Source organism: Rhodoferax potami, assembly GCF_032193805.1.
Lineage (GTDB): Bacteria > Pseudomonadota > Gammaproteobacteria > Burkholderiales > Burkholderiaceae_C > Allorhodoferax > Allorhodoferax potami_A.
Window position 1 is genome coordinate 1,589,585 of sequence record NZ_JAVBIK010000001.1, and the last position, 18,290, is coordinate 1,607,874.

Genomic DNA, 18,290 nt, shown 5'->3' on the forward strand with positions numbered 1-18,290 from the left:
CTCAGTCCTGCTTGCGTACCTTGGCAGCACGGCCTTCCAAAAAGTCGTTCAGACGGGTCTTGGCCTCCGGTGCGCTTTGGGCAATAGCCGCCATCATGGCTTCGGTGAACAGCCCCTGGTCGGCCGGTTGCTCTGCAATGCGCGGCAAGGCGTGCATCAGGGCGTAGTTCGTCAGCGGTGCGTTCTGCGCCACGCGCACCGCCAGCTCCAGCGCCTTGTCAAAGGCAGCGCCCTCCGGCACCAGGTATTGCGCAAGACCAATGCGCTCACCATCCTGCGCGTTGTACACACGGCCGGTGAGCATCATGTCGGTCATGCGGGCTGCACCGATCAATTTGGGAATGCGCACCGCACCGCCGCCGCCCACAAAAATGCCGCGGGAACCCTCCGGCAAGGCATAGAACGCAGAAGCATCGGCCACACGAATGTGGCAAGCGCTTGCCAACTCCAAGCCGCCACCCACCACTGCGCCTTGCAGGGCTGCGATCACAGGAACGGGGCCGTATTGCACACGCTCCAGCGCGGCGTGCCACATGCGGGAATGGTGCAAGCCCTGGCCGGCATCACGCTCTTTGAGCTCACTCAGGTCCAGGCCTGCACAGAAGTGCGGTCCCTCGCCGGCGATCACAGCAGACCGCACGCCTTCGGGCATGTTTTCGAACAGTTCCCGCAGCGCGAGGATGAGTCCGTCGTTCAGGGCGTTGCGCTTGGCGCCGCGGGTCAGGCGGATCACCGCCACTTCTTGTTCCTCACCGAGGCGTTCGAAATGGATATCGGGGTGTTGCGTAAAAGTTTTCATAATGGCGCAATTTTGGTTATAGTTAATAACCAAATCAAGTCACTTGAACGCTCTTTTTCTAGGTAGTTTCCCTTGCTATCCTTCCCGGGAAGTACGCAATCAGGGAGGCTGCCCCCGTGCGTCCACAGATAACTAACAGGAGACAACCATGGACTACAAAAATCTGCGCGCCATCGATATCCACACCCACGCGGAAGTGAGTTGCTGGAACCCGTTTGACAACTACGGCGAGGAATACGACCGGGCCGCCGACAAGTACTTCAAGAACGGGCGACGCCCCACGATTGCAGAAACCGTGGCCTATTACCGCGAACAGAAAGTCGGCTTGGTGATGTTCACCGTGGACGCCGAATCGAAAATGGGCCGCCGCCGTATTCCCAACGAAGAAATTGCCGAAGCCGCCAAAGCCAACAGCGACATGATGACGGCGTTTGCCAGCATCGACCCGCACAAAGGCAAGATGGGTGCGCGCGAGGCGCGCAAGCTGATCGAGGAGCACGGCATCAAGGGCTTCAAGTTTCACCCCACGGTGCAGGCCTACCACCCCTACGACAAGATGGCCTGGCCCATTTACGAGGTGATTGCCGAATACGGCATGCCCGCCATTTTTCACACGGGCCACAGTGGCATCGGCAGCGGCATGCGCTGCGGCGGCGGACTGAGGCTGGAATACAGCAACCCGATGCACCTGGACGATGTGGCCATTGATTTCCCGGACATGCAAATCGTCATGGCCCACCCCAGCTTTCCCTGGCAAGACGAGGCCTTGAGCGTGGCCACCCACAAGCCCAATGTCTGGATTGACCTCTCCGGTTGGAGCCCCAAATACTTTCCCAAGCAACTGGTGCAATACGCCAACACCTTGCTCAAAGACCGTGTCTTGTTTGGCTCGGATTACCCGCTCATCACCCCTGAGCGCTGGATGAAAGACTTCCAGGAAGCAGGCTTCAAACCCGAGGTGATGCCCGGCATCCTGAAAGACAACGCGGTGCGTTTGCTGCGCCTGGACCCCGCGGCGGTAGCCGGCGAGTAAAGCGCCGCTCAGTCGGCCGGGGTGTAGACCTTTTGCAGCAGGCGGATCAGGGTTTTGCGCTCTGCGTCCGTCAAGCGGGAGGTGGCATCCATCTCCAGGTCGAATGCCGTTTTCTCCGCCTGCAACATCAGCTCTGTACCTTGGGGCGTGAGGTGCACGCCCATGGCCCGGCCATCACTGGGGTGGGGCAGCCGCTCAATCAGGCCCCGGCGTTCTAGTGTGGCAATCAAACCCACCAAGTTGGGCGGTAGCACGCTGAGCGCCGCGCACAGTTGGCGGGACGTGATGCCCGGGTTGTGCGCGACCAGCGAGAGCACCGAGAAGTCCACTACCTTGAGGTCATAGGGCGCCATGCGCACCATGAAGGTCTCGATGATCGCGAGTGACGCGCGCCGGGCGTTGTAGCCCACCAGCGTGCGCAAGTAGCTGGTGTCTACAGGTTCTACCGGAAGCGCATCAGGGGCTGCCGCGCGCTGACGCCCGCTTTTGGCCGTTGCCAGACTGGCCGACGCCGCAGGTTTGCGCACACGCGCCGCCGGCTTGGACTTGACCGCGGGCGACTGGGCAGAGGTAGAAATTTTTTTCAATGGGTTCAAAACAAAATCAACGCCTAGCCCACGCAGAATGTGCGCAAGCAGCTATCAAAAAAGGAGCAATCAACACGTTGAATTCAACCCAACTGTTGACCGCCTAGGGTGAATGCTAACGGTTGAACCTTGCCGCAAACTGGCTGCACATGCACATGCACCGGCTCAGACCAGCCCGTGCTTTCTGGCCCGGTAGGCAAGCTTGGCGCGGCTGGTGTTCAGCAGCCGTGCGGCTGCCGACAGGTTGCCCCCCGAAGCTGCAATCGCCTTTTGGAGCAGCGATTGCTCGGTTTGCTCCAAGGTCATCGCCTGCGCCGCCGAGTATTGATCGACGCACTGCGGCACAAACCTTCTTGGCGTCAAGGACTGTGGCCGCGCGAATTTCAAGTGACATTGATAATTTACCAACTCAGTGAAACTAACCAATTCAACGCTAGTTATTTAGAAGCCATGACTCCACGCGGACCTTCAATCCGAAGCCGGGGCATATAGAGACAAATAGCCTGCTTTCGTATTGAGCTAAAGCAGTCGTTACGTCCCTCTCGATGGAAGGGTTAGGCGTCACTGCCCGCACCCTTTAGAACTTTCTTTGGATCTCGGATAAATGCTGCGACACGCGAGCGCTCAAGCGCGATGGCAATAGCGGCAGACTTTGCTTCGATCGGCTGCCAGAACTCGACTGCGAATAGGCTGCAGTCGAGCAACTCACTCAGTTCGCAAAGCGACTCTATAAACTCAGTTGCCTCGCCTCTGGCATCTATCCGGGCGCCTATTTCCGCCGTGCCATCTTGATCAAGGACGAGATCTACACGACTTCCATCTGTCGGTCCGTAGATTAGCCAACCATCAAGCATTTCCCATGGCTCACCGAAGCGCGCAGACAACCAAGCTTTGGCTTCGACAACTCTCTCAGCTCCGACTGAGGGGCTTTCGTGACCGTCCGAAGTTCGTGATGGCATTGGACCGCCGCAGGGAACGAGTGAGAGGTCGAATTGCCAGATTGCCATGGTCGACGCGTTCGTGACGCCTAACGTTTGAGATGAGAGGAGTCGCGGTGCCAGTGAGCCGCTGATTCATGGCTTTTCGCGAACCGCTTGCCCGGCGGATAGCGTGGCGACCACCAAGCATGCCAATACCGACATAAAGCCAACAGTCGCGACTGCAAACAGGCCGGACTGAAATGCTTGTGTCGCCTCCGTAGCGGTTAATGGCGCAAACTCTTTAAACAAACCGTTGATCCACACCGGCAATACATGGATAACTCCAAGACTGCTGATGAGTAGCAGTGGAATGCCGAGCCAGTGCAAACGCCAGGATCTGTGGATTGAGGCATATGCCAGCGTGAGAGCCAGCAAAGTTGCGGCCGGAACGCCTCGCTCCGCTTGGATGTGTGGGTACTCGAATTTTGAGATTGACCAAACGAGCTCGATGAACCACAGCGTGGCGACCACTGCAAGGAGCAGTGTTGTTGCTTTCGCAAGCTTCGATCGCATGCTTTGACGACGCCTAACGTTGGAGGCCACCAGCAGGCAACATGCGCCGCGAAGCGGCAACCTGATGTTGCTTGTCCGTGTGGGCCGAAGTGTTAAGCGTCATTTTCAGCATAGTGAATAATTCTTTCGACTAATGAATGAAGGTCCGGCAGCTGTATTGGCTGGTTAGCCCTCCATTCAGTCAGCATCTCTAGAACGATTGACGCCTCCAAAAAGTACTCCATGCCAGGAGCGCGTTCGGCTGCGACTTCGCGCCACGGGAGTGAAAGCTCATTCTCTGAAAGTACAAGCGCAACCGCAGCCGACCGTGAGAGAAACTGGCCGTTTACGCGCTCGGCAAAAATCAAGGTTTCGTCCGGACACTCACTTAGCCCAGCGATGACTTCGTGCAGTTGCATGATGTTTAACGCCCAAGTTCACCGGCGGCCATGCGAAGCATGGACGTCCGTGTGCAACGACCAGTTAGGCTGGTGGCGGATGCTCGGGTGTTGATACGCATGACACTATTCACGGGTTCTTCGGGCCTCTTCAAACGGACAGATGCTGTCGGGCGGTGGAAGACGCGCAGGGTTCTCGGAGTAGTTGTAGAGCTCGAGGTTAACAATGCGAGTGCCAGACGCCCACAAGATCATGCCAATTTCTTCGCCGTCCTCGGTGTATCCAAGTCCATCCGCGAGACGAAACTGATTTTTTGCTTCGGTGACGCCGCTGAAGAACAGGCTTTCGCAGCCGCAGGGGCATTTGCCAACGATCGTCAGTGAACCAATTTCGCAAGATGAGGCTTCACAGGATGGACCAATTGGCGCACGTGTGAGCAGCGCGCTAACTACAGCTGCTTCAATAGGCGCTATTGGTCGCGGAGTGACGGGCAGCATGAGAGGCCTAACGTTTGCGGTAAGCGGACCAGCCAGAGTAGCTGGCGCAGGTCCGCTTGACCAAAAGGTTATGCCTCACCTGCGCCTGCCTTCGAACTTTTCAGCCAACTCGTAGAGCAGGCGAAGCTCTTGCTCTTGCCCCGGCTCGCCCTCCAGCATGTCGATTTGATGGCGAACAAGGTGGAACTCGCCCTCTCCACGAATGGATCCGCGCATCTTGATCTTTGCGAGGCGGTCGGCTTCCTTGACTAGGAAGTCCGGATAGTGGGCTGAGGTTGCTGCCGCTAGCGCTTGGACAGCGTGCTTTCTAGCCTCGGGTTGCATGGATTGCATCAGCATCGGTGTTTCGCGGAGACCCTGCTCCATTCCGGAGGCAAGCGCTGATCGAGGAGCAATCGTCGGCTGGTCGTATTGATGCCGAATCCCGGCCCAGTTCACCACAAGGCGCTGCGCCATCGGATCGTCTAGCTTCGCGATGGCGAAGTGGAACTGGTCAAAGACGGCGACCAACTTACCAAGCTTGTCACTTCGTGTCACGGTGCGGTCCTGAGGCATAACGTTTGAGCTGAGGGGCCGGAACCGGGATGGCGCTTGGCCCGCGAAGCGGATGATGACAGCGAGCGCTTCGCGGGCCAAGAGCCATGCCGGTGGAGGTCCCGCTCCAGCGAAGGGTTAGGCCTCGCTCGCTGGGTGAGGAACTGGCTCGCAGAGATTTCGGCTCACCGCTTGTAGCGAGTGACTGCCGGCGCCTCCGCTCTTTGCACCCAGTTGCGGTGCGCCCATGGCTGCCACCCAAGTTGCACGCTCAATGAGTACCGGTGATTCTGAGTAGCAGGCCTATGCATGCGCCTGCGACAGCTGCTGCGCTACAGAAAAATGCGCTACGAACCTTGGTGCGACGGGCTTTGACTAACGGATTGAACTTGCCTAGCAGTACACCGGGTCCTTTCGAGAATGCACGATTCTCTGCGACCACGAACCACGATAGAGCGATACAAACTGCGAAGAGTCCGAGGATGACGTGCGGCACGTACTCTGCTGTGACGACACCCGCAAGCAATGCGCCAGCGATCGCGCTAAGCAAAGGTAGAAGAACGTACATGGGTCGGAGTCGCGAGGCCTAACGTGTTATGGGCGTCAAACACGTCTTATGAACAAAGCTACATGGACCCATGTTTTCCTCCCGTGGATTTTTTAAGTGCTTGATTTATATACGATGAGCCCGACCTGAGGCCGCATGGCCAACTATAAAAATGAAGCTAAACCCTGCAAACCTGCTTATGAACAAGGTGGCTTGCTGATGAACAAGGTGGCTTGCTGATGAACATTGCGAACGAAAGATCAGTAAGTCTTTGAATCGATTGGGCATTTTGACTTTGGCTGGAATTTTTATGTGAATAACAGAATAGTCAAACCCTGCAACAAGCTAGAACTAGGTGTCTTGTTCGTAGGTCCGCTTATGCCCCTCATTGCACCCGCCCCACTAATGGCATCATCCCCGCCATGAGCGCCTCCCGCATCCCCCCGATTCAGTGCCTGTTGACCTTTGAAGCCCTGGCGCGCCTGCGTTCGGTCACCCTGGCGGCAGAAGAACTCTTTGTCACCCCCAGCGCCGTAAGCCACCGGGTGCGGCAGCTGGAGCAGATCATCGGCACCAAGCTGTTCGGCCGGGCGGACTTTTCGCTGACCACTGAGGGCAGCGAGTACCTGGCCCATGTGCGTGAAGGCCTCGCCATCCTGCAGAAATTTCCCAGCGCCGCTGCGGCACCTGGCAAGCGCAAGCTGCGCCTGGCGGTTACGCCCACGTTTTCGCGCTCCATTTTGATCCCGCGCCTGCGCCAGTTCACCGACGCCTACCCCGAGATCGACCTGACCCTGCAGGTGTCCATTCCCCTGCTCGACGTGGTGGCCGAAGATGCCGACCTGATGGTGCGCTTTGGCGCAGGCCGCTATGCCGACATGGAGCATGTGTGCCTGATGAAGGACGAGGTGACACCCCTCGCCTCACCCGCTTTTGTGCGGGAACATGGCCCATTCGAAACTCCGCAAGATCTCGCCAACCTGCCCCTCTTGCGCAGCCCGCTGGAGCCCTGGCGCACCTGGTTTGCCGCCAACGGGCTGGACTGGCCGGAGCCGGTAGAGGGTTCCCAGTTCAACGACATCGGCCTCATGTGCGATGGCGCCGCCGCCGGCATGGGCGTGGGCCTGATCCGCCTGAAGCTGGGTGCCCCCTGGCTGGACAACGGCTCGCTGGTGCGGCTGTATGCCCACAACGCGCCCAGCCCCCACGCGCACTACCTGTGCTGGCGCACAGGCGCCATGGACCGCTGGGAAGTGGCGGCCTTTGCCGACTGGCTCAAAAAGGCGGTGGGTTAGCCGCCCCCGAGACCCGTCACCGGGCCCTTTTTCACACAGGGCTGCAAGTTTCTTCACGCCACGGGGGGCCGCTTTCTTTTAGAGTGAGGTTCCACGCAACCGCCCTTTCAGCACCCGATAGCCCCCATGAACGCCCCACTTGATACAACCGCCCGGGAAATGCTACAAAAAAGAGAGCTACTCGCGCAGGTATTGCCTGCGCTAGAGGCCTATTTGCCTAAGCATGCGCTGCTCTACCAGACGGAAGACACCACACCCTATGAATGCGACGGCCTGACCGCCTACCGCCAGCGCCCGCTGCTGGTGGCCCTGCCGGAAACCGAAGACCAAGTGGCTGCGGTGTTGCGGGTGTGTCATGGCTTGAATGTGCCGGTGGTGGCTCGCGGCGCGGGCACCGGCCTGTCCGGTGGTGCCATGCCCCATGCCATGGGGGTCACGCTCTCTTTGGCCAAGTTCAACAAGATTCTGAAAGTGGACAAACGCAGCCGCACGGCGGTGGTGCAGTGCGGCGTGCGCAACCTGGCCATTAGCGAGGCGGCAGCGCCCTATGGGCTGTATTACGCGCCGGACCCCAGCAGCCAGATTGCCTGCACGATTGGCGGCAACGTGGCCGAGAACTCAGGCGGCGTGCACTGCCTGAAATACGGCCTGACGCTGCACAACGTGCTCAAGGTACGCGGCTTCACCATGGAAGGCGAGCCCATCGAATTCGGTGGTGACGCGCTCGACGCCCCCGGCTACGACCTGATGAGCGTGGTAGTCGGCAGCGAGGGCATGCTGGCCGTCACCACCGAGGTCACTGTCAAGCTGGTGCCCAAGCCACAACTGGCCCGCTGCATCATGGCCAGCTTTGACGACCTGCGCAAAGCGGGCGATGCGGTGGCTGCGGTGATCGCCGCCGGCATCATCCCCGCCGGGCTGGAGATGATGGACAAGCCCATGACCGCCGCAGTGGAAGACTTTGTGCACGCGGGCTACGACCTGAGCGCCGAAGCCATTCTGCTGTGCGAGAGCGACGGCACACCCGAAGAGGTGGAAGAAGAAATCGGCCGCATGAGCGAAGTGCTGCGCGCAGCCGGCGCCACCGGCATTGCGGTGAGCAACAGCGAAGCCGAACGCCTGCGCTTCTGGAGCGGGCGCAAGAACGCCTTCCCCGCTAGCGGCCGCATCAGCCCCGACTACATGTGCATGGACAGCACCATTCCCCGCGCCCGGCTGGCCGACATCCTGCTGGCTATTGCCGAGATGGAAAAGAAGTACCAGCTGCGCTGCGCCAACGTGTTCCATGCCGGCGACGGCAACCTGCACCCGCTGATTTTGTTTGATGCGAACGACCCCGACCAGCTGCGCCGCTGCGAGCTGTTCGGCGCCGAAATTCTGGAGGCCAGCGTCGCCATGGGCGGCACGGTGACCGGCGAACACGGCGTGGGAATCGAGAAGCTCAACAGCATGTGCGTGCAGTTCAGCGCCGAAGAAAATGCCCAGATGTTTGCGCTGAAGGCGGCCTTCGACCCGCAGGGGCTACTCAACCCGGGCAAGGTCATTCCTACGTTGCAGCGCTGCGCCGAATACGGCAAAGAGCTGGTGCGCGGCGGCAAGCTCAAGCACCCCGACCTGCCGCGCTTTTAGTGCGGGGATCAGAACTTCGAACTGAGGACGAAGTTGATCGCCCCGGACTCGCCGACAAACGCTTGGTACTGAAAAGACTGACCGGCCGCCGTGGTGTGGACCGAGCGCCATTGGGCGATCAGGCTTTTGCCGGTGGGGTCGTAGGCGAGCTCTAAGGGGCTGTTGCTGAACGAGGTCAGGGACACCCCTATTTTTTTGCGGGCACCGTCATACCGGGTATCGAAGGCCACCACGGTGTTGTGCAGTAGCAGGCCGATCGACTTGCGCTCCGCCACCGCCTTGTCGAGCAAACTGCGGTCCGATTGGTTGAGCGACGGCGCCGCACCCGAAGGCAGGCGGGTCAGAGAGATGGCCTCCTGGCCAAAGGCCTGGCTCGTCAAGCTGGCGCACAAGGCAACTGCAAAGACTGGGTGGTTCATCGGGCCCTCCTGACACACGCAGGAGCCCAATGTCGCACAGCCGCCGCGGCTTGAAAAGCGCTAATTGGCGGTGTTTTGCAACATGGTGTTGCGCTTACCGCCCCGCCCGCAGCGCGCAGGCGGCTCAAAAAAACAAGCCAAATCGGCAGCTATCCCTTATAAATATTGCGCTACTAGCTATGAATTAAATAGCAATCAAACCAGAAAACCCCGCACCGGGTCCGCTGCGCTGCGCTGCAGCCAGTTACTCGCGGCATAGGTAGTGCTCGCGTCGGTCACATGCAGGGTGTAGGCATGGCGGGACACGGCGGAGCGGTTCGGGGCACTGTAGTGCGGCAGCAAGCCATGGAACACCACCAAAGCGCCGGCCTGAACCTCCAGGGGCACTGCGTTGACATTGCTGGCAGGCCATGGGGTACTGTCGAGCTTGCGCATGGTGATGGAGTCACCCTCTCGCTCAAAGCGCTCACGCAACACGCCCCGGGGGCCCCGGTGGCCGCCCGGCTCGGTCCACAAGCAGCCGTTACTCAAGGTGGCGTCTTCGAGGGCAAACCAGAAGGTGGTCACGCTGATCGGGGTGGTGTCAAAAAAGGTGGCATCCTGGTGCCAACCGACTTCGCCCCCGATGCCGGGTTGCTTGAAGATATACATCGACTGCCAGACTTGCGGCTGGGTCAGCCCGAGATCGGCCGCCAACTCTGCCAACGCAGGCCCATGCGAGAAGGCCTCGAACACCGGGTCCTTGTCGTGCATGGCATGGCCGATTTTGTTGATCGAGAGCGCCTTGGCCTGCCGCAAGGCGCCGTTTGCATCGAACGCCTCTTCTTCAAAAAAGCAGCTGATGCGATCGGCCGAGTTCAAAAAGTAGTGGTCCACCTTGCGCGCCTGCTCATTGGTGGTGAAGATGGTGCGGCTCTCTGCCGGATCGAAGGCGTCCACGATAGCTTCTGCCCGCGCGCGCAGGGCTGCAATCTCGGCCTTGGATTTGAAGTCGGGAAGGATCAGGTAGCCGTCTTCCGCGTAGCGGATTTTCTGTTCAGAGGTAAGCATGGGCTATGCAGAGGTTGGCAGTGTAGATAGCGTTTCAGTATAGACAGCCTGGGCAAGGGAATGCGCAAATTCGGCTACTCTCTGGCACAGGAGAGACACGCACTTGAACCTCACACCCCTGATCCAACTCACCCGCGGCGGCACCCCCGAGTGCCTGCATTTCGGCGCGGTCGCTGTGACCAACCGCCTCGGACAACTCACGGCCTTTGCCGGTGACCCGCACTTGGTGACCTTTACCCGGTCCACCCTGAAGGCGCTGCAAGCACTGCCTTTTGTCGAAGCGGGTGGCCCCGCGACTTTTGGCTTCACCCAGGCCGAAAACGCCCTGCTCTGCGCCAGCCACAACGGCGAGGCCATGCACGCGGATGCCGCCGTCAGCATGTTGGGCAAATCGGGCAACACCTACCAGACCCTGCGCTGCGGCTGCCATGTACCACTGCTGTTCAGCTACTTTGACAAAGGAGCACCTGAGGGCGCCACCTACACCGAAGCCCACAACAACTGCAGCGGCAAACACGCCGGCTTTGTGGCCTATTGCGTGCAGCACAACTTGCCCCTGGACGACTACACCGCCCCCGACCATCCGCTGCAGCAAGCGATAGCACGGGATGTTGCCCGCGCCGTCGGCATGGACGTGCAAGACATGCCGCGCGGCATTGACGGCTGCTCTGCACCCAACTTTGCCATGCCCTTGTCCAAGCTGGCGACCGGCTATGCGCGCCTGGCCAGTGGCGCGCAGGATGCCGAGTTCGGCGCTAGCTTTGCACTCTTGAGCGAAGCTATGACCGCCTACCCCGAAATGGTGAGCGGCACAGGGCGTAACGACCTGGACTTCATGCGCGTGGGCAGAGGCGACTGGGTGAGCAAGGTCGGTGCAGATGGTGTGCAGGTGGTGGGCAGCAAAAGCCGGGGCGAGGCCTTTGCCCTCAAGATCATCGATGGCAATAAGCCCGCCCTGTTTGCAGCCAGCGTGGAGGTCCTCGACCAACTCGGCTGGCTTGACGACGCGCAGCGCGCCGCTTTGAAGCCGTGGCGTGCCGCCGAAATTCGCAATGCCCGCGGCCTGCTGGTCGGCGAGCGGCTCCCTGTTTTCCAATTGCAAACACCATGAACCGACACATCAGCCTGATTGGCGCTCCGACCGACATCGGCGCGGGCAGCCGCGGCGCCAGCATGGGGCCGGAGGCCTTGCGCGTGGCGGGCATCCACCATGTTTTGCAGAGCCACGGACTCGAGGTCCGCGACACCGGCAACCTCAGCGGGCCCAACAACCCGTGGCAACCCCCTGTCAACGGGTACCGCCATTTGCCTGAAGTGACCGCATGGAACCGCAGCCTGCATGACGCGGTCTACGCCGAATTACAAGACGGGCGCATGCCCATCGTGCTGGGCGGGGACCATTGCCTGGGTATCGGCTCGATCAGCGCCGTGGCCCGCCACTGCCGCGACACCGGCAAAAAGCTGCGGGTGCTGTGGCTGGACGCCCATGCCGACTTCAATACCAACACGCTCACCCCGAGCGGCAACATCCATGGCATGCCCGTGGCCTGCCTTTGCGGCTTCGGCCCGCAGGAGTTGATCGAGATTGGTGGTCATGTGCCGGCGATCTCACCCAAGTGGGTACGGCAGATCGGTATCCGCAGCGTGGACGAAGGTGAAAAGCGCTTCGTGCATGAGCAGAACATTGAAGTGTTCGACATGCGCTACATCGACGAAATGGGCATGCGCTCCGCCATGGAGCTGGCCCTCGCGCTGATGGACAGCAACACCCACCTGCATGTGAGTTTTGATGTCGACTTTCTGGATCCGGATATCGCACCCGGCGTAGGCACCACCGTGCGAGGTGGCCCCACCTACCGAGAAGCGCAGCTCTGCATGGAAATGATTGCAGACACCGGGCGCATGGGCAGCCTGGACGTGTTCGAACTGAACCCCGCGCTCGATGAACGCAATCGCACCGCCGAAGTGGCGGTGGATTTGATCGAATCCCTGTTCGGGAAAAGTACCTTAATGCGAAAGTAGGCGGGTGGACGAGTGACCGGCATCGTTGCCGGTCCGGAACACCGCCACGGTATTGACCAGCTCGCCAGCCTGATTGCGCAAGCTGCTCGCTGCGGCAGCCATTTGCTCGACCAGTGCGGCGTTCTGTTGGGTGGTCTGGTCCATCTGGTTCACCGCGTCGCTCACTTGGTGCACACCGGCGCTCTGCTCAGAGCTCGCCGCCGTGATCTCGCCCATGATGTCATTCACCCGCCGGATCGACGCAACCACCTCGGTCATGGTCTCACCCGCTTGGTTCACCAGCTTGGTGCCCTGCTCTACACGGCCGACGCTGTCATCAATCAGGCCCTTGATCTCTTTGGCCGCCTCGGCACTCCGGCCTGCCAAGGAGCGAACCTCGCTGGCGACCACCGCAAAGCCACGGCCCTGCTCACCCGCACGCGCTGCCTCAACGGCAGCATTCAAGGCCAGGATATTGGTTTGGAAGGCGATGCCATCGATCACACCGATGATGTCGGCAATCCGTGCCGAGGACTGGTTGATGCCCTTCATGGTTTCCACCACCTGGTCCATCACCTGGCCACCGCGCAGGGCCACGTCTGACGCGTTCACGGCCATCTGGTTGGCTTGGCGGGCGTTGTCCACGTTGTGATTCACAGTGCTGCTCAGGGTGGCCATGCTGCTGGCCGTCTGCTGCAGCGCGCTGGCTTGCTGCTCGGTGCGCATCGACAGGTCGTGGTTGCCTTGGGCAATTTCGGAGCTGGCATTGGCCACACTCTCAGAGCCTTCGCGCACCGCGGACACCACACCAGCCAGGCCTGAGCCGATCTGGTTGATCGCTTCGACCAGGCGCCCGATTTCATCCTGGCTCTGGGCCTTGATCTGCACTGTCAAGTCGCCGCTGGCGATTTGGCTGGCGGCAAGCTGCACCTGCTGCAATGGCATAGACACGAGTCGCTTCACCATCACAAACAACACAATGGCCGTCAAAAGCACGACGCCCACGCCCACTGCACCAAAAATGTTACGGATCTGACGCACCTCGGAAGTGAACTCATCCACATAGGCGCCGCCAGCGATCACCCAGTTGAGGGGCTTCAGGTGGCTGAAGGCCACCACCTTCTCACGCGCGGCAGAGTCTCCGAGTTCGGCATTCTTCCAGGGGTAGCGGATGCTTCCGTTCTTTTGCTCGAGAATCTCTTTGATGAATTCACGACCGCTGGAGTCTTTGGAATCCAGAATGTTTTTACCCTCTTGGGCCGGGTGCACGATCAGGTTGCCCAAATTGGGGCCCGTGCGGGCATCCAGCACATAGAAGTAGCCGGTCTCGCCGATCTTCATGGCGCGGATCGTGTCTTTGAGTTGCTTCAAGTAGTTGCTGAAGTCCATGCCCACGAATGCCAATCCAACCACTTTGCCTGCAGCATTTTTGATCGGCTCATAGTGCGTCATGTACTGGCGCCCAAACAAGGTCGCCGGACCGGCGTAGGTCCCGCCTTCAATCACGGCTTTGTAGCCGGGGTGGGCGCGGTCAAGCAGTGTGCCGACCACACGTTCGCCCTTGTCGTTTTTGAGGGAAGTGCTCACCCGCACAAAGTCTTGGCCGGATGCCGCAAAGATGGTCGCTACCGCGCCGGTGGCCTCGGTGAACTGATCCACCACACTGAAATCCATATTGATGGGTTTGCCACCTAGAGCCAACGCCGGCGTGGGTTTGCCGGCAATGTCGATGCTCTCTCCGGTCAAATCAAATCCGGCGCCGAGCCGTGCGTCAAACGTTTTGGCCAGAGTGACCGTACGGCTGCGCAAATCACTGTCGGTGGCCTCGACCAAAGACACGATGAGTTTGGTTTTCTCGGCGACCTCATCGCTGGCACGGGACTCCACCACGCGGACCAAGGTCACACCGATGCTTATCACGAGCAGGGCGACAAACACGCTCACCATTGCCATCAAGCTCAAGGAGAGCTTGCTACCCACGCCTAAGCGGGAAAACCAGGAAACTTGCTGCATAGGGACTCCAATTCAACGACCGACATCAAACGCAACTTACAGATATTTAAATTTAACGGATTTAATGAAAAAAGCATAAAACCGCACATTACCATAAGTTGATAAGGGTTTTTGGTTTGAAAACCCGGTCCTCCACTGAACCTGCCCTGTTCACACCGACAATCGCATCCTAACCATCTTTACCCCCTCTTGACCATGACCACACTCGGAACGCCTCTCTCCCCCCATGCGACCAAAGTAATGCTGCTCGGCAGCGGTGAATTGGGCAAAGAAGTGTTGATTGCATTGCAACGCCTGGGGGTCGAGACCATTGCGGTAGATCGCTATGACAACGCACCCGGTCAACAAGTGGCCCACCACGCGCGCACGATCACCATGAGCGATCCAGCGCAGCTCCAAGCACTGATTGAAGCGGAGCGCCCCATGCTGGTGGTGCCGGAAATTGAAGCCATTGCAACGCCCATGCTCGAGGAGCTGGAGGCCGCAGGCACGGTGCGCGTGATTCCAACCGCCCGGGCCGCCCGCTTGACGATGGACCGGGAAGGCATCCGCCGCTTGGCAGCAGAAACTTTGGGCCTGCCCACCAGCCCCTACCAGTTTTGTGACTCACTCGCCGAATTGCAGGCGGCGATCGATGGCGAAAACGGGCAAGGTATCGGCTACCCCTGTATCGTCAAACCGGTGATGAGCAGCTCCGGCAAAGGCCAAAGCAAAATTGACGGCCCCGAAGATGTCCAGAAAGCATGGGACTACGCCATGGCCGGCGGTCGCGTCAGCCACGGCCGGGTCATTGTGGAAGGGTTTATCGATTTCGATTACGAAATCACCCAGCTCACCGTGCGCTCGGTCGGCGCAGATGGCCAGATCGTGACCAGCTTTTGCGACCCCATCGGCCACGTGCAGGTCAGTGGCGACTATGTCGAGAGCTGGCAGCCGATGCAGATGCACGCTGCCGCCCTGGAGCGCGCCCGCGAAGTCTCCAAGGCGGTGACCGACAACCTGGGCGGGCAAGGCCTGTTTGGGGTGGAGTTGTTTGTCAAAGGCGAACAGGTGTGGTTCAGCGAGGTCAGCCCCCGCCCCCACGACACAGGCTTGGTGACCCTGTGCACCCAGCACCAAAGCGAATTTGAGCTGCATGCCCGCGCGATTCTGGGCTTGCCGGTCGACACTTCTTTGCGTAATCCGGGCGCCAGTGCCGTGATTTACGGCGGCGCCGATGCGCAAGGCATGGTGTTTGACGGCGTGGACCAGGCCTTGGCAATCCCCGGTACCGATCTGCGCTTGTTCGGCAAACCCGAGAGCTTTACCAAGCGTCGCATGGGGGTTGCGCTGGCACGGGCCGAGGACACCGACACTGCTCGCAGCAACGCCAAGCTGGCTGCATCGAAAGTGAAGCCGCGCGTGGTTTAAGCCGCGATCCGGTCGGCTGCTGGCAGCGGTATGGAGCGGGTCTCTCCATGCCGCATCAACCACACGTGCCCGGGTGCGAGATTGCGCTCGGCCAGCGCGATCGCAAGGTCGCGTGGGGGTTGATCAAATGCCTCTTGGGTCAGCATGAAGGTGCCCCAATGCACGCCCATAGCGAGGGGCGCGTCCAGGTCCAGCAGCATCTGCACCGCATCGGCCGGGTTCACGTGCATCGGCTTCATAAAGTCGCGCGGCAGGTAAGCCCCGATGGGGAGGGCCACAAAATCCATACGCCCGATCCGCTGGCGGATAGCTTGAAAGTCACGGCTGTAGCCGGTGTCGCCGGGGAACAAAAACCGCCAAGGCGCGGCGGGCGCTGCATGCCACTCGAGGCAATAGCCTCCCCACAATGATGCATTGGTGTCCCACGGGGTGCGCCGGCTCCAGTGCTGAGCCGGCGTGAAGTGCACCCGGATACCATCCGCCACAGCGAGCGACTCCCACCAATCCAGCTCTTGCACCCGGGGAATGCCGCGCTGGTCAAACCAGGCTTTCAGTCCCTTAGGCACGATGAAGCGCGGTGTTTGACCGGCGGCCAACAGGCCACGGATCGTGGCATCGCACAAATGGTCGTAATGGTTATGAGAGATCAACACCAGATCAATGCGCGGCAGCTGCGTGGGCGTCAGCGGCGCCTTCACGCGGCGGCGGGCACCGACCCTGCCCCCAGGGCCGGCAAACTCTGCCAGCGTGGGGTCCATCAAGATATTCAGCCCCGCGACTTGCAGCAACACCGTCACATGCCCCAGCCAGGTCACCTGTGGTGTCTCCGGCGCTTGCCGCAAAGCATCGTGGTTGACGGGTACGGTCCATGCGGCTTCAAAAGCCGCATAGCCTTGGTCGGGCGCGCGAAGCGGCTTGAAATCACCGCGCAATGTGCGCCACAACATCTCGTACCACGGAAAGTTACCGAGCTGGACCTGAGGGTCCGAGTTGGAGAAGCGGTTCGGTACAGAGCGGTTGCCGGGCATCAGTCAAACGGAGGAGGTTGAAAGACTGCCATCATGCCCCAAGGTGCCAACCCCGCCAGCCCCGCAGGGCGGCAGGCACTACGCCCGCTGGGGCTATGGGTGAAACACCGCCACAGTGCGCACCAAATCTTGGGCCTGTTGGCGCAAACTGCCGGCGGCAGCGGCCATTTCCTCGACCAGAGATGCATTTTGCTGGGTGGCCTGATCCATCTGGGCAACAGCTTCGCCGACCTCGTTCACACCTTCGGACTGCGCAGCGCTGGCGGCGCTGATCTCGCCCATGATGTCTGTCACCCGGCGGATGCTGCTCACGACTTCGGTCATGGTTTCGCCAGCTTTATCGACCAAGGTAGTGCCTTGCTCCACACGGTCCACGCTGGTGCTGATCAGCGTTTTGATTTCTTTGGCAGCCTCGGCGGAGCGGCCGGCCAGGCTTCGGACCTCGCTGGCCACCACCGCGAAGCCACGCCCTTGTTCACCGGCGCGGGCCGCCTCGACTGCGGCGTTCAACGCCAGAATATTGGTCTGGAAGGCAATGCCATCAATGACTCCGATGATGTCGCTGATCTTGCGGCTCGCTTCATTGATGCCCTGCATGGTGAGCACCACTTCGCTCACCACCTCGCCACCGCGGGCCGCCGTGGTACTGGCGGTCATGGCGAGTGCGTTGGCCTGACGGGCACTTTCGGCCGACTGGGCCATTGCCCCTGTGAGCTGCGACATGGTGCTGGCCGTGCGTTGCAGATTGGCGGCGGTTTGCTCGGTCCGGTTGCTGAGGTCTTCGTTACCCGTCGCAATCTCGTCACAGGCTACATCGATGCTGCCGGTACTGCGACGCACCGCCGCAACTGCGGCATCCATGCGCGCCAGCGTTTCACGGAGCATGGTGCCACCGCGGGTGGTGGTCGGAATGTCGTGCACATTGAGGTCGATCGTGTTTTCCCGGTTGACCTGAGCCACGAGCACCCGCAACTCGTCGCCTTCCCGGCCTGCGCGAGCCATGTTGATCGCCATGATGGACTGCACGCCGGACTGGATGACCACGTACACCGAATGGATCACGACGCGGCCAAAGTTGGGCTCGGCGATGCAGTACAAACCAAAACCCGCCGCCTGCAAACGATCAAACACCACGTGGTGGATCGCATAGAGCACGGCACCGAAAACAATGACCCGCCAATCGCGGTAGGTCAAAAAGAGCGCCAAGGAAACAAACACCCCGAAGTGCATTTCTTCCATGCCCCTGGCGAGTTGGATGTGCAGTGCCACGAAAGAGACCAACACAAACGCCAGTACAAACCGGCTGAGCACGGTGTAACGGGCCACCGCAAACACCCCAAAGGCAAGCCCCAACAGCAACACCGTGGCGGTAATGGCCAGCCCGCTGTCTACAAAAGACAAGCCCAGTGCGACCGACACCACCGCAGACAACACAATGGCTGACAGCAGCACCTTGTCGCCCAACTGGGCAAGGGCTTCCGTACTGGTCCGGCTTTGAGCGATGGTCATGGGAACTCCTGTGTAACGGATTCCCACCATATCAAATTGTGAGCTTTTGCCAATGGCGAAAAGCACTA

19 protein-coding genes are annotated in these 18,290 nt (G+C 60.3%); 6 read left to right on the plus strand and 13 right to left on the minus strand.

What is annotated here, in order from left to right:
* Window position 1 precedes the first annotated feature (1 nt).
* Window positions 2–799 (minus strand): crotonase/enoyl-CoA hydratase family protein, encoded by a 798-nt coding sequence (locus RAE19_RS07545; RefSeq protein ID WP_313874312.1) that lies wholly within the window; start codon window positions 797–799, stop codon window positions 2–4.
* Window positions 800–947: 148 nt separating this feature from the next.
* Between RAE19_RS07545 and RAE19_RS07550 the strand changes: the two genes are divergently transcribed.
* Window positions 948–1,832, plus strand: coding sequence for an amidohydrolase family protein (locus RAE19_RS07550; protein ID WP_313874313.1), 885 nt, complete (start codon window positions 948–950; stop codon window positions 1,830–1,832).
* A gap of 8 nt (window positions 1,833–1,840) precedes the next feature.
* On the opposite strand, the gene RAE19_RS07555 is transcribed toward RAE19_RS07550, so the two are convergent.
* The 7 genes from RAE19_RS07555 to RAE19_RS07585 all read right to left on the minus strand — a co-directional run bounded on the left by RAE19_RS07555 (window position 1,841) and on the right by RAE19_RS07585 (window position 5,324).
* The gene (locus RAE19_RS07555; protein WP_313876196.1) at window positions 1,841–2,332 is read right to left on the minus strand and encodes a MarR family winged helix-turn-helix transcriptional regulator; all 492 of its coding nucleotides are present in this window, start codon (window positions 2,330–2,332) and stop codon (window positions 1,841–1,843) included.
* Between the two features lie 252 nt (window positions 2,333–2,584).
* Window positions 2,585–2,725 carry a helix-turn-helix domain-containing protein gene (locus RAE19_RS07560; protein WP_313874314.1) on the minus strand — a complete coding sequence of 47 codons (141 nt, stop codon included), beginning with the start codon at window positions 2,723–2,725 and terminating at the stop codon, window positions 2,585–2,587.
* Window positions 2,726–2,973: 248 nt separating this feature from the next.
* Complete coding sequence (locus RAE19_RS07565; RefSeq protein ID WP_313874315.1) at window positions 2,974–3,426, minus strand: hypothetical protein; 453 nt, start codon at window positions 3,424–3,426, stop codon at window positions 2,974–2,976.
* A 66-nt stretch (window positions 3,427–3,492) separates the two neighbouring features.
* Window positions 3,493–3,912, minus strand: a complete 420-nt coding sequence (locus tag RAE19_RS07570; RefSeq protein ID WP_313874316.1) for a hypothetical protein — start codon at window positions 3,910–3,912, stop codon at window positions 3,493–3,495.
* 92 nt (window positions 3,913–4,004) lie between these two features.
* Entirely contained in the window at window positions 4,005–4,310 is a 306-nt protein-coding gene (locus RAE19_RS07575; protein WP_313874317.1) for a hypothetical protein, read from the minus strand.
* Between the two features lie 105 nt (window positions 4,311–4,415).
* Window positions 4,416–4,787, minus strand: coding sequence for a hypothetical protein (locus RAE19_RS07580; protein ID WP_313874318.1), 372 nt, complete (start codon window positions 4,785–4,787; stop codon window positions 4,416–4,418).
* Between the two features lie 75 nt (window positions 4,788–4,862).
* Window positions 4,863–5,324 (minus strand): hypothetical protein, encoded by a 462-nt coding sequence (locus RAE19_RS07585; RefSeq protein ID WP_313874319.1) that lies wholly within the window; start codon window positions 5,322–5,324, stop codon window positions 4,863–4,865.
* 966 nt (window positions 5,325–6,290) lie between these two features.
* Between RAE19_RS07585 and RAE19_RS07590 the strand changes: the two genes are divergently transcribed.
* Together RAE19_RS07590 and RAE19_RS07595 are read left to right on the plus strand one after the other, a co-directional pair.
* Window positions 6,291–7,163, plus strand: a complete 873-nt coding sequence (locus RAE19_RS07590) for a LysR substrate-binding domain-containing protein (protein WP_313874320.1) — start codon at window positions 6,291–6,293, stop codon at window positions 7,161–7,163.
* A 126-nt stretch (window positions 7,164–7,289) separates the two neighbouring features.
* Complete coding sequence (locus RAE19_RS07595) at window positions 7,290–8,792, plus strand: FAD-linked oxidase C-terminal domain-containing protein (RefSeq protein WP_313874321.1); 1,503 nt, start codon at window positions 7,290–7,292, stop codon at window positions 8,790–8,792.
* Between the two features lie 8 nt (window positions 8,793–8,800).
* Here RAE19_RS07595 and RAE19_RS07600 read toward each other — a convergent pair whose 3' ends face one another.
* Together RAE19_RS07600 and RAE19_RS07605 are read right to left on the minus strand one after the other, a co-directional pair.
* Complete coding sequence (locus tag RAE19_RS07600) at window positions 8,801–9,211, minus strand: hypothetical protein (RefSeq protein ID WP_313874322.1); 411 nt, start codon at window positions 9,209–9,211, stop codon at window positions 8,801–8,803.
* 195 nt (window positions 9,212–9,406) lie between these two features.
* Window positions 9,407–10,261, minus strand: a complete 855-nt coding sequence (locus RAE19_RS07605; protein WP_313874323.1) for a phytanoyl-CoA dioxygenase family protein — start codon at window positions 10,259–10,261, stop codon at window positions 9,407–9,409.
* Window positions 10,262–10,364: 103 nt separating this feature from the next.
* On the opposite strand from RAE19_RS07605, the gene RAE19_RS07610 reads away from it, so the two are divergent.
* Complete coding sequence (locus tag RAE19_RS07610) at window positions 10,365–11,372, plus strand: asparaginase (RefSeq protein WP_313874324.1); 1,008 nt, start codon at window positions 10,365–10,367, stop codon at window positions 11,370–11,372.
* Window positions 11,369–12,283, plus strand: a complete 915-nt coding sequence (gene rocF, locus RAE19_RS07615; protein ID WP_313874325.1) for an arginase — start codon at window positions 11,369–11,371, stop codon at window positions 12,281–12,283. The genes RAE19_RS07610 and rocF overlap by 4 nt, the downstream gene beginning before the upstream one ends.
* On the opposite strand, the gene RAE19_RS07620 is transcribed toward rocF, so the two are convergent.
* A complete protein-coding gene (locus RAE19_RS07620) occupies window positions 12,269–14,275 on the minus strand; it encodes a methyl-accepting chemotaxis protein (RefSeq protein ID WP_313874326.1) in 2,007 nt (668 codons plus the stop codon). The two genes, rocF and RAE19_RS07620, sit on opposite strands and share 15 nt — an antisense overlap.
* 195 nt (window positions 14,276–14,470) lie before the next feature.
* On the opposite strand from RAE19_RS07620, the gene purT reads away from it, so the two are divergent.
* A complete protein-coding gene (gene purT, locus RAE19_RS07625) occupies window positions 14,471–15,685 on the plus strand; it encodes a formate-dependent phosphoribosylglycinamide formyltransferase (protein ID WP_313874327.1) in 1,215 nt (404 codons plus the stop codon).
* Here purT and RAE19_RS07630 read toward each other — a convergent pair.
* Window positions 15,682–16,713, minus strand: a complete 1,032-nt coding sequence (locus tag RAE19_RS07630; protein ID WP_313874328.1) for an MBL fold metallo-hydrolase — start codon at window positions 16,711–16,713, stop codon at window positions 15,682–15,684. The two genes, purT and RAE19_RS07630, sit on opposite strands and share 4 nt — an antisense overlap.
* A 93-nt stretch (window positions 16,714–16,806) precedes the next feature.
* The gene (locus tag RAE19_RS07635; protein ID WP_313874329.1) at window positions 16,807–18,222 is read right to left on the minus strand and encodes a methyl-accepting chemotaxis protein; all 1,416 of its coding nucleotides are present in this window, start codon (window positions 18,220–18,222) and stop codon (window positions 16,807–16,809) included.
* Window positions 18,223–18,290 lie beyond the last annotated feature (68 nt).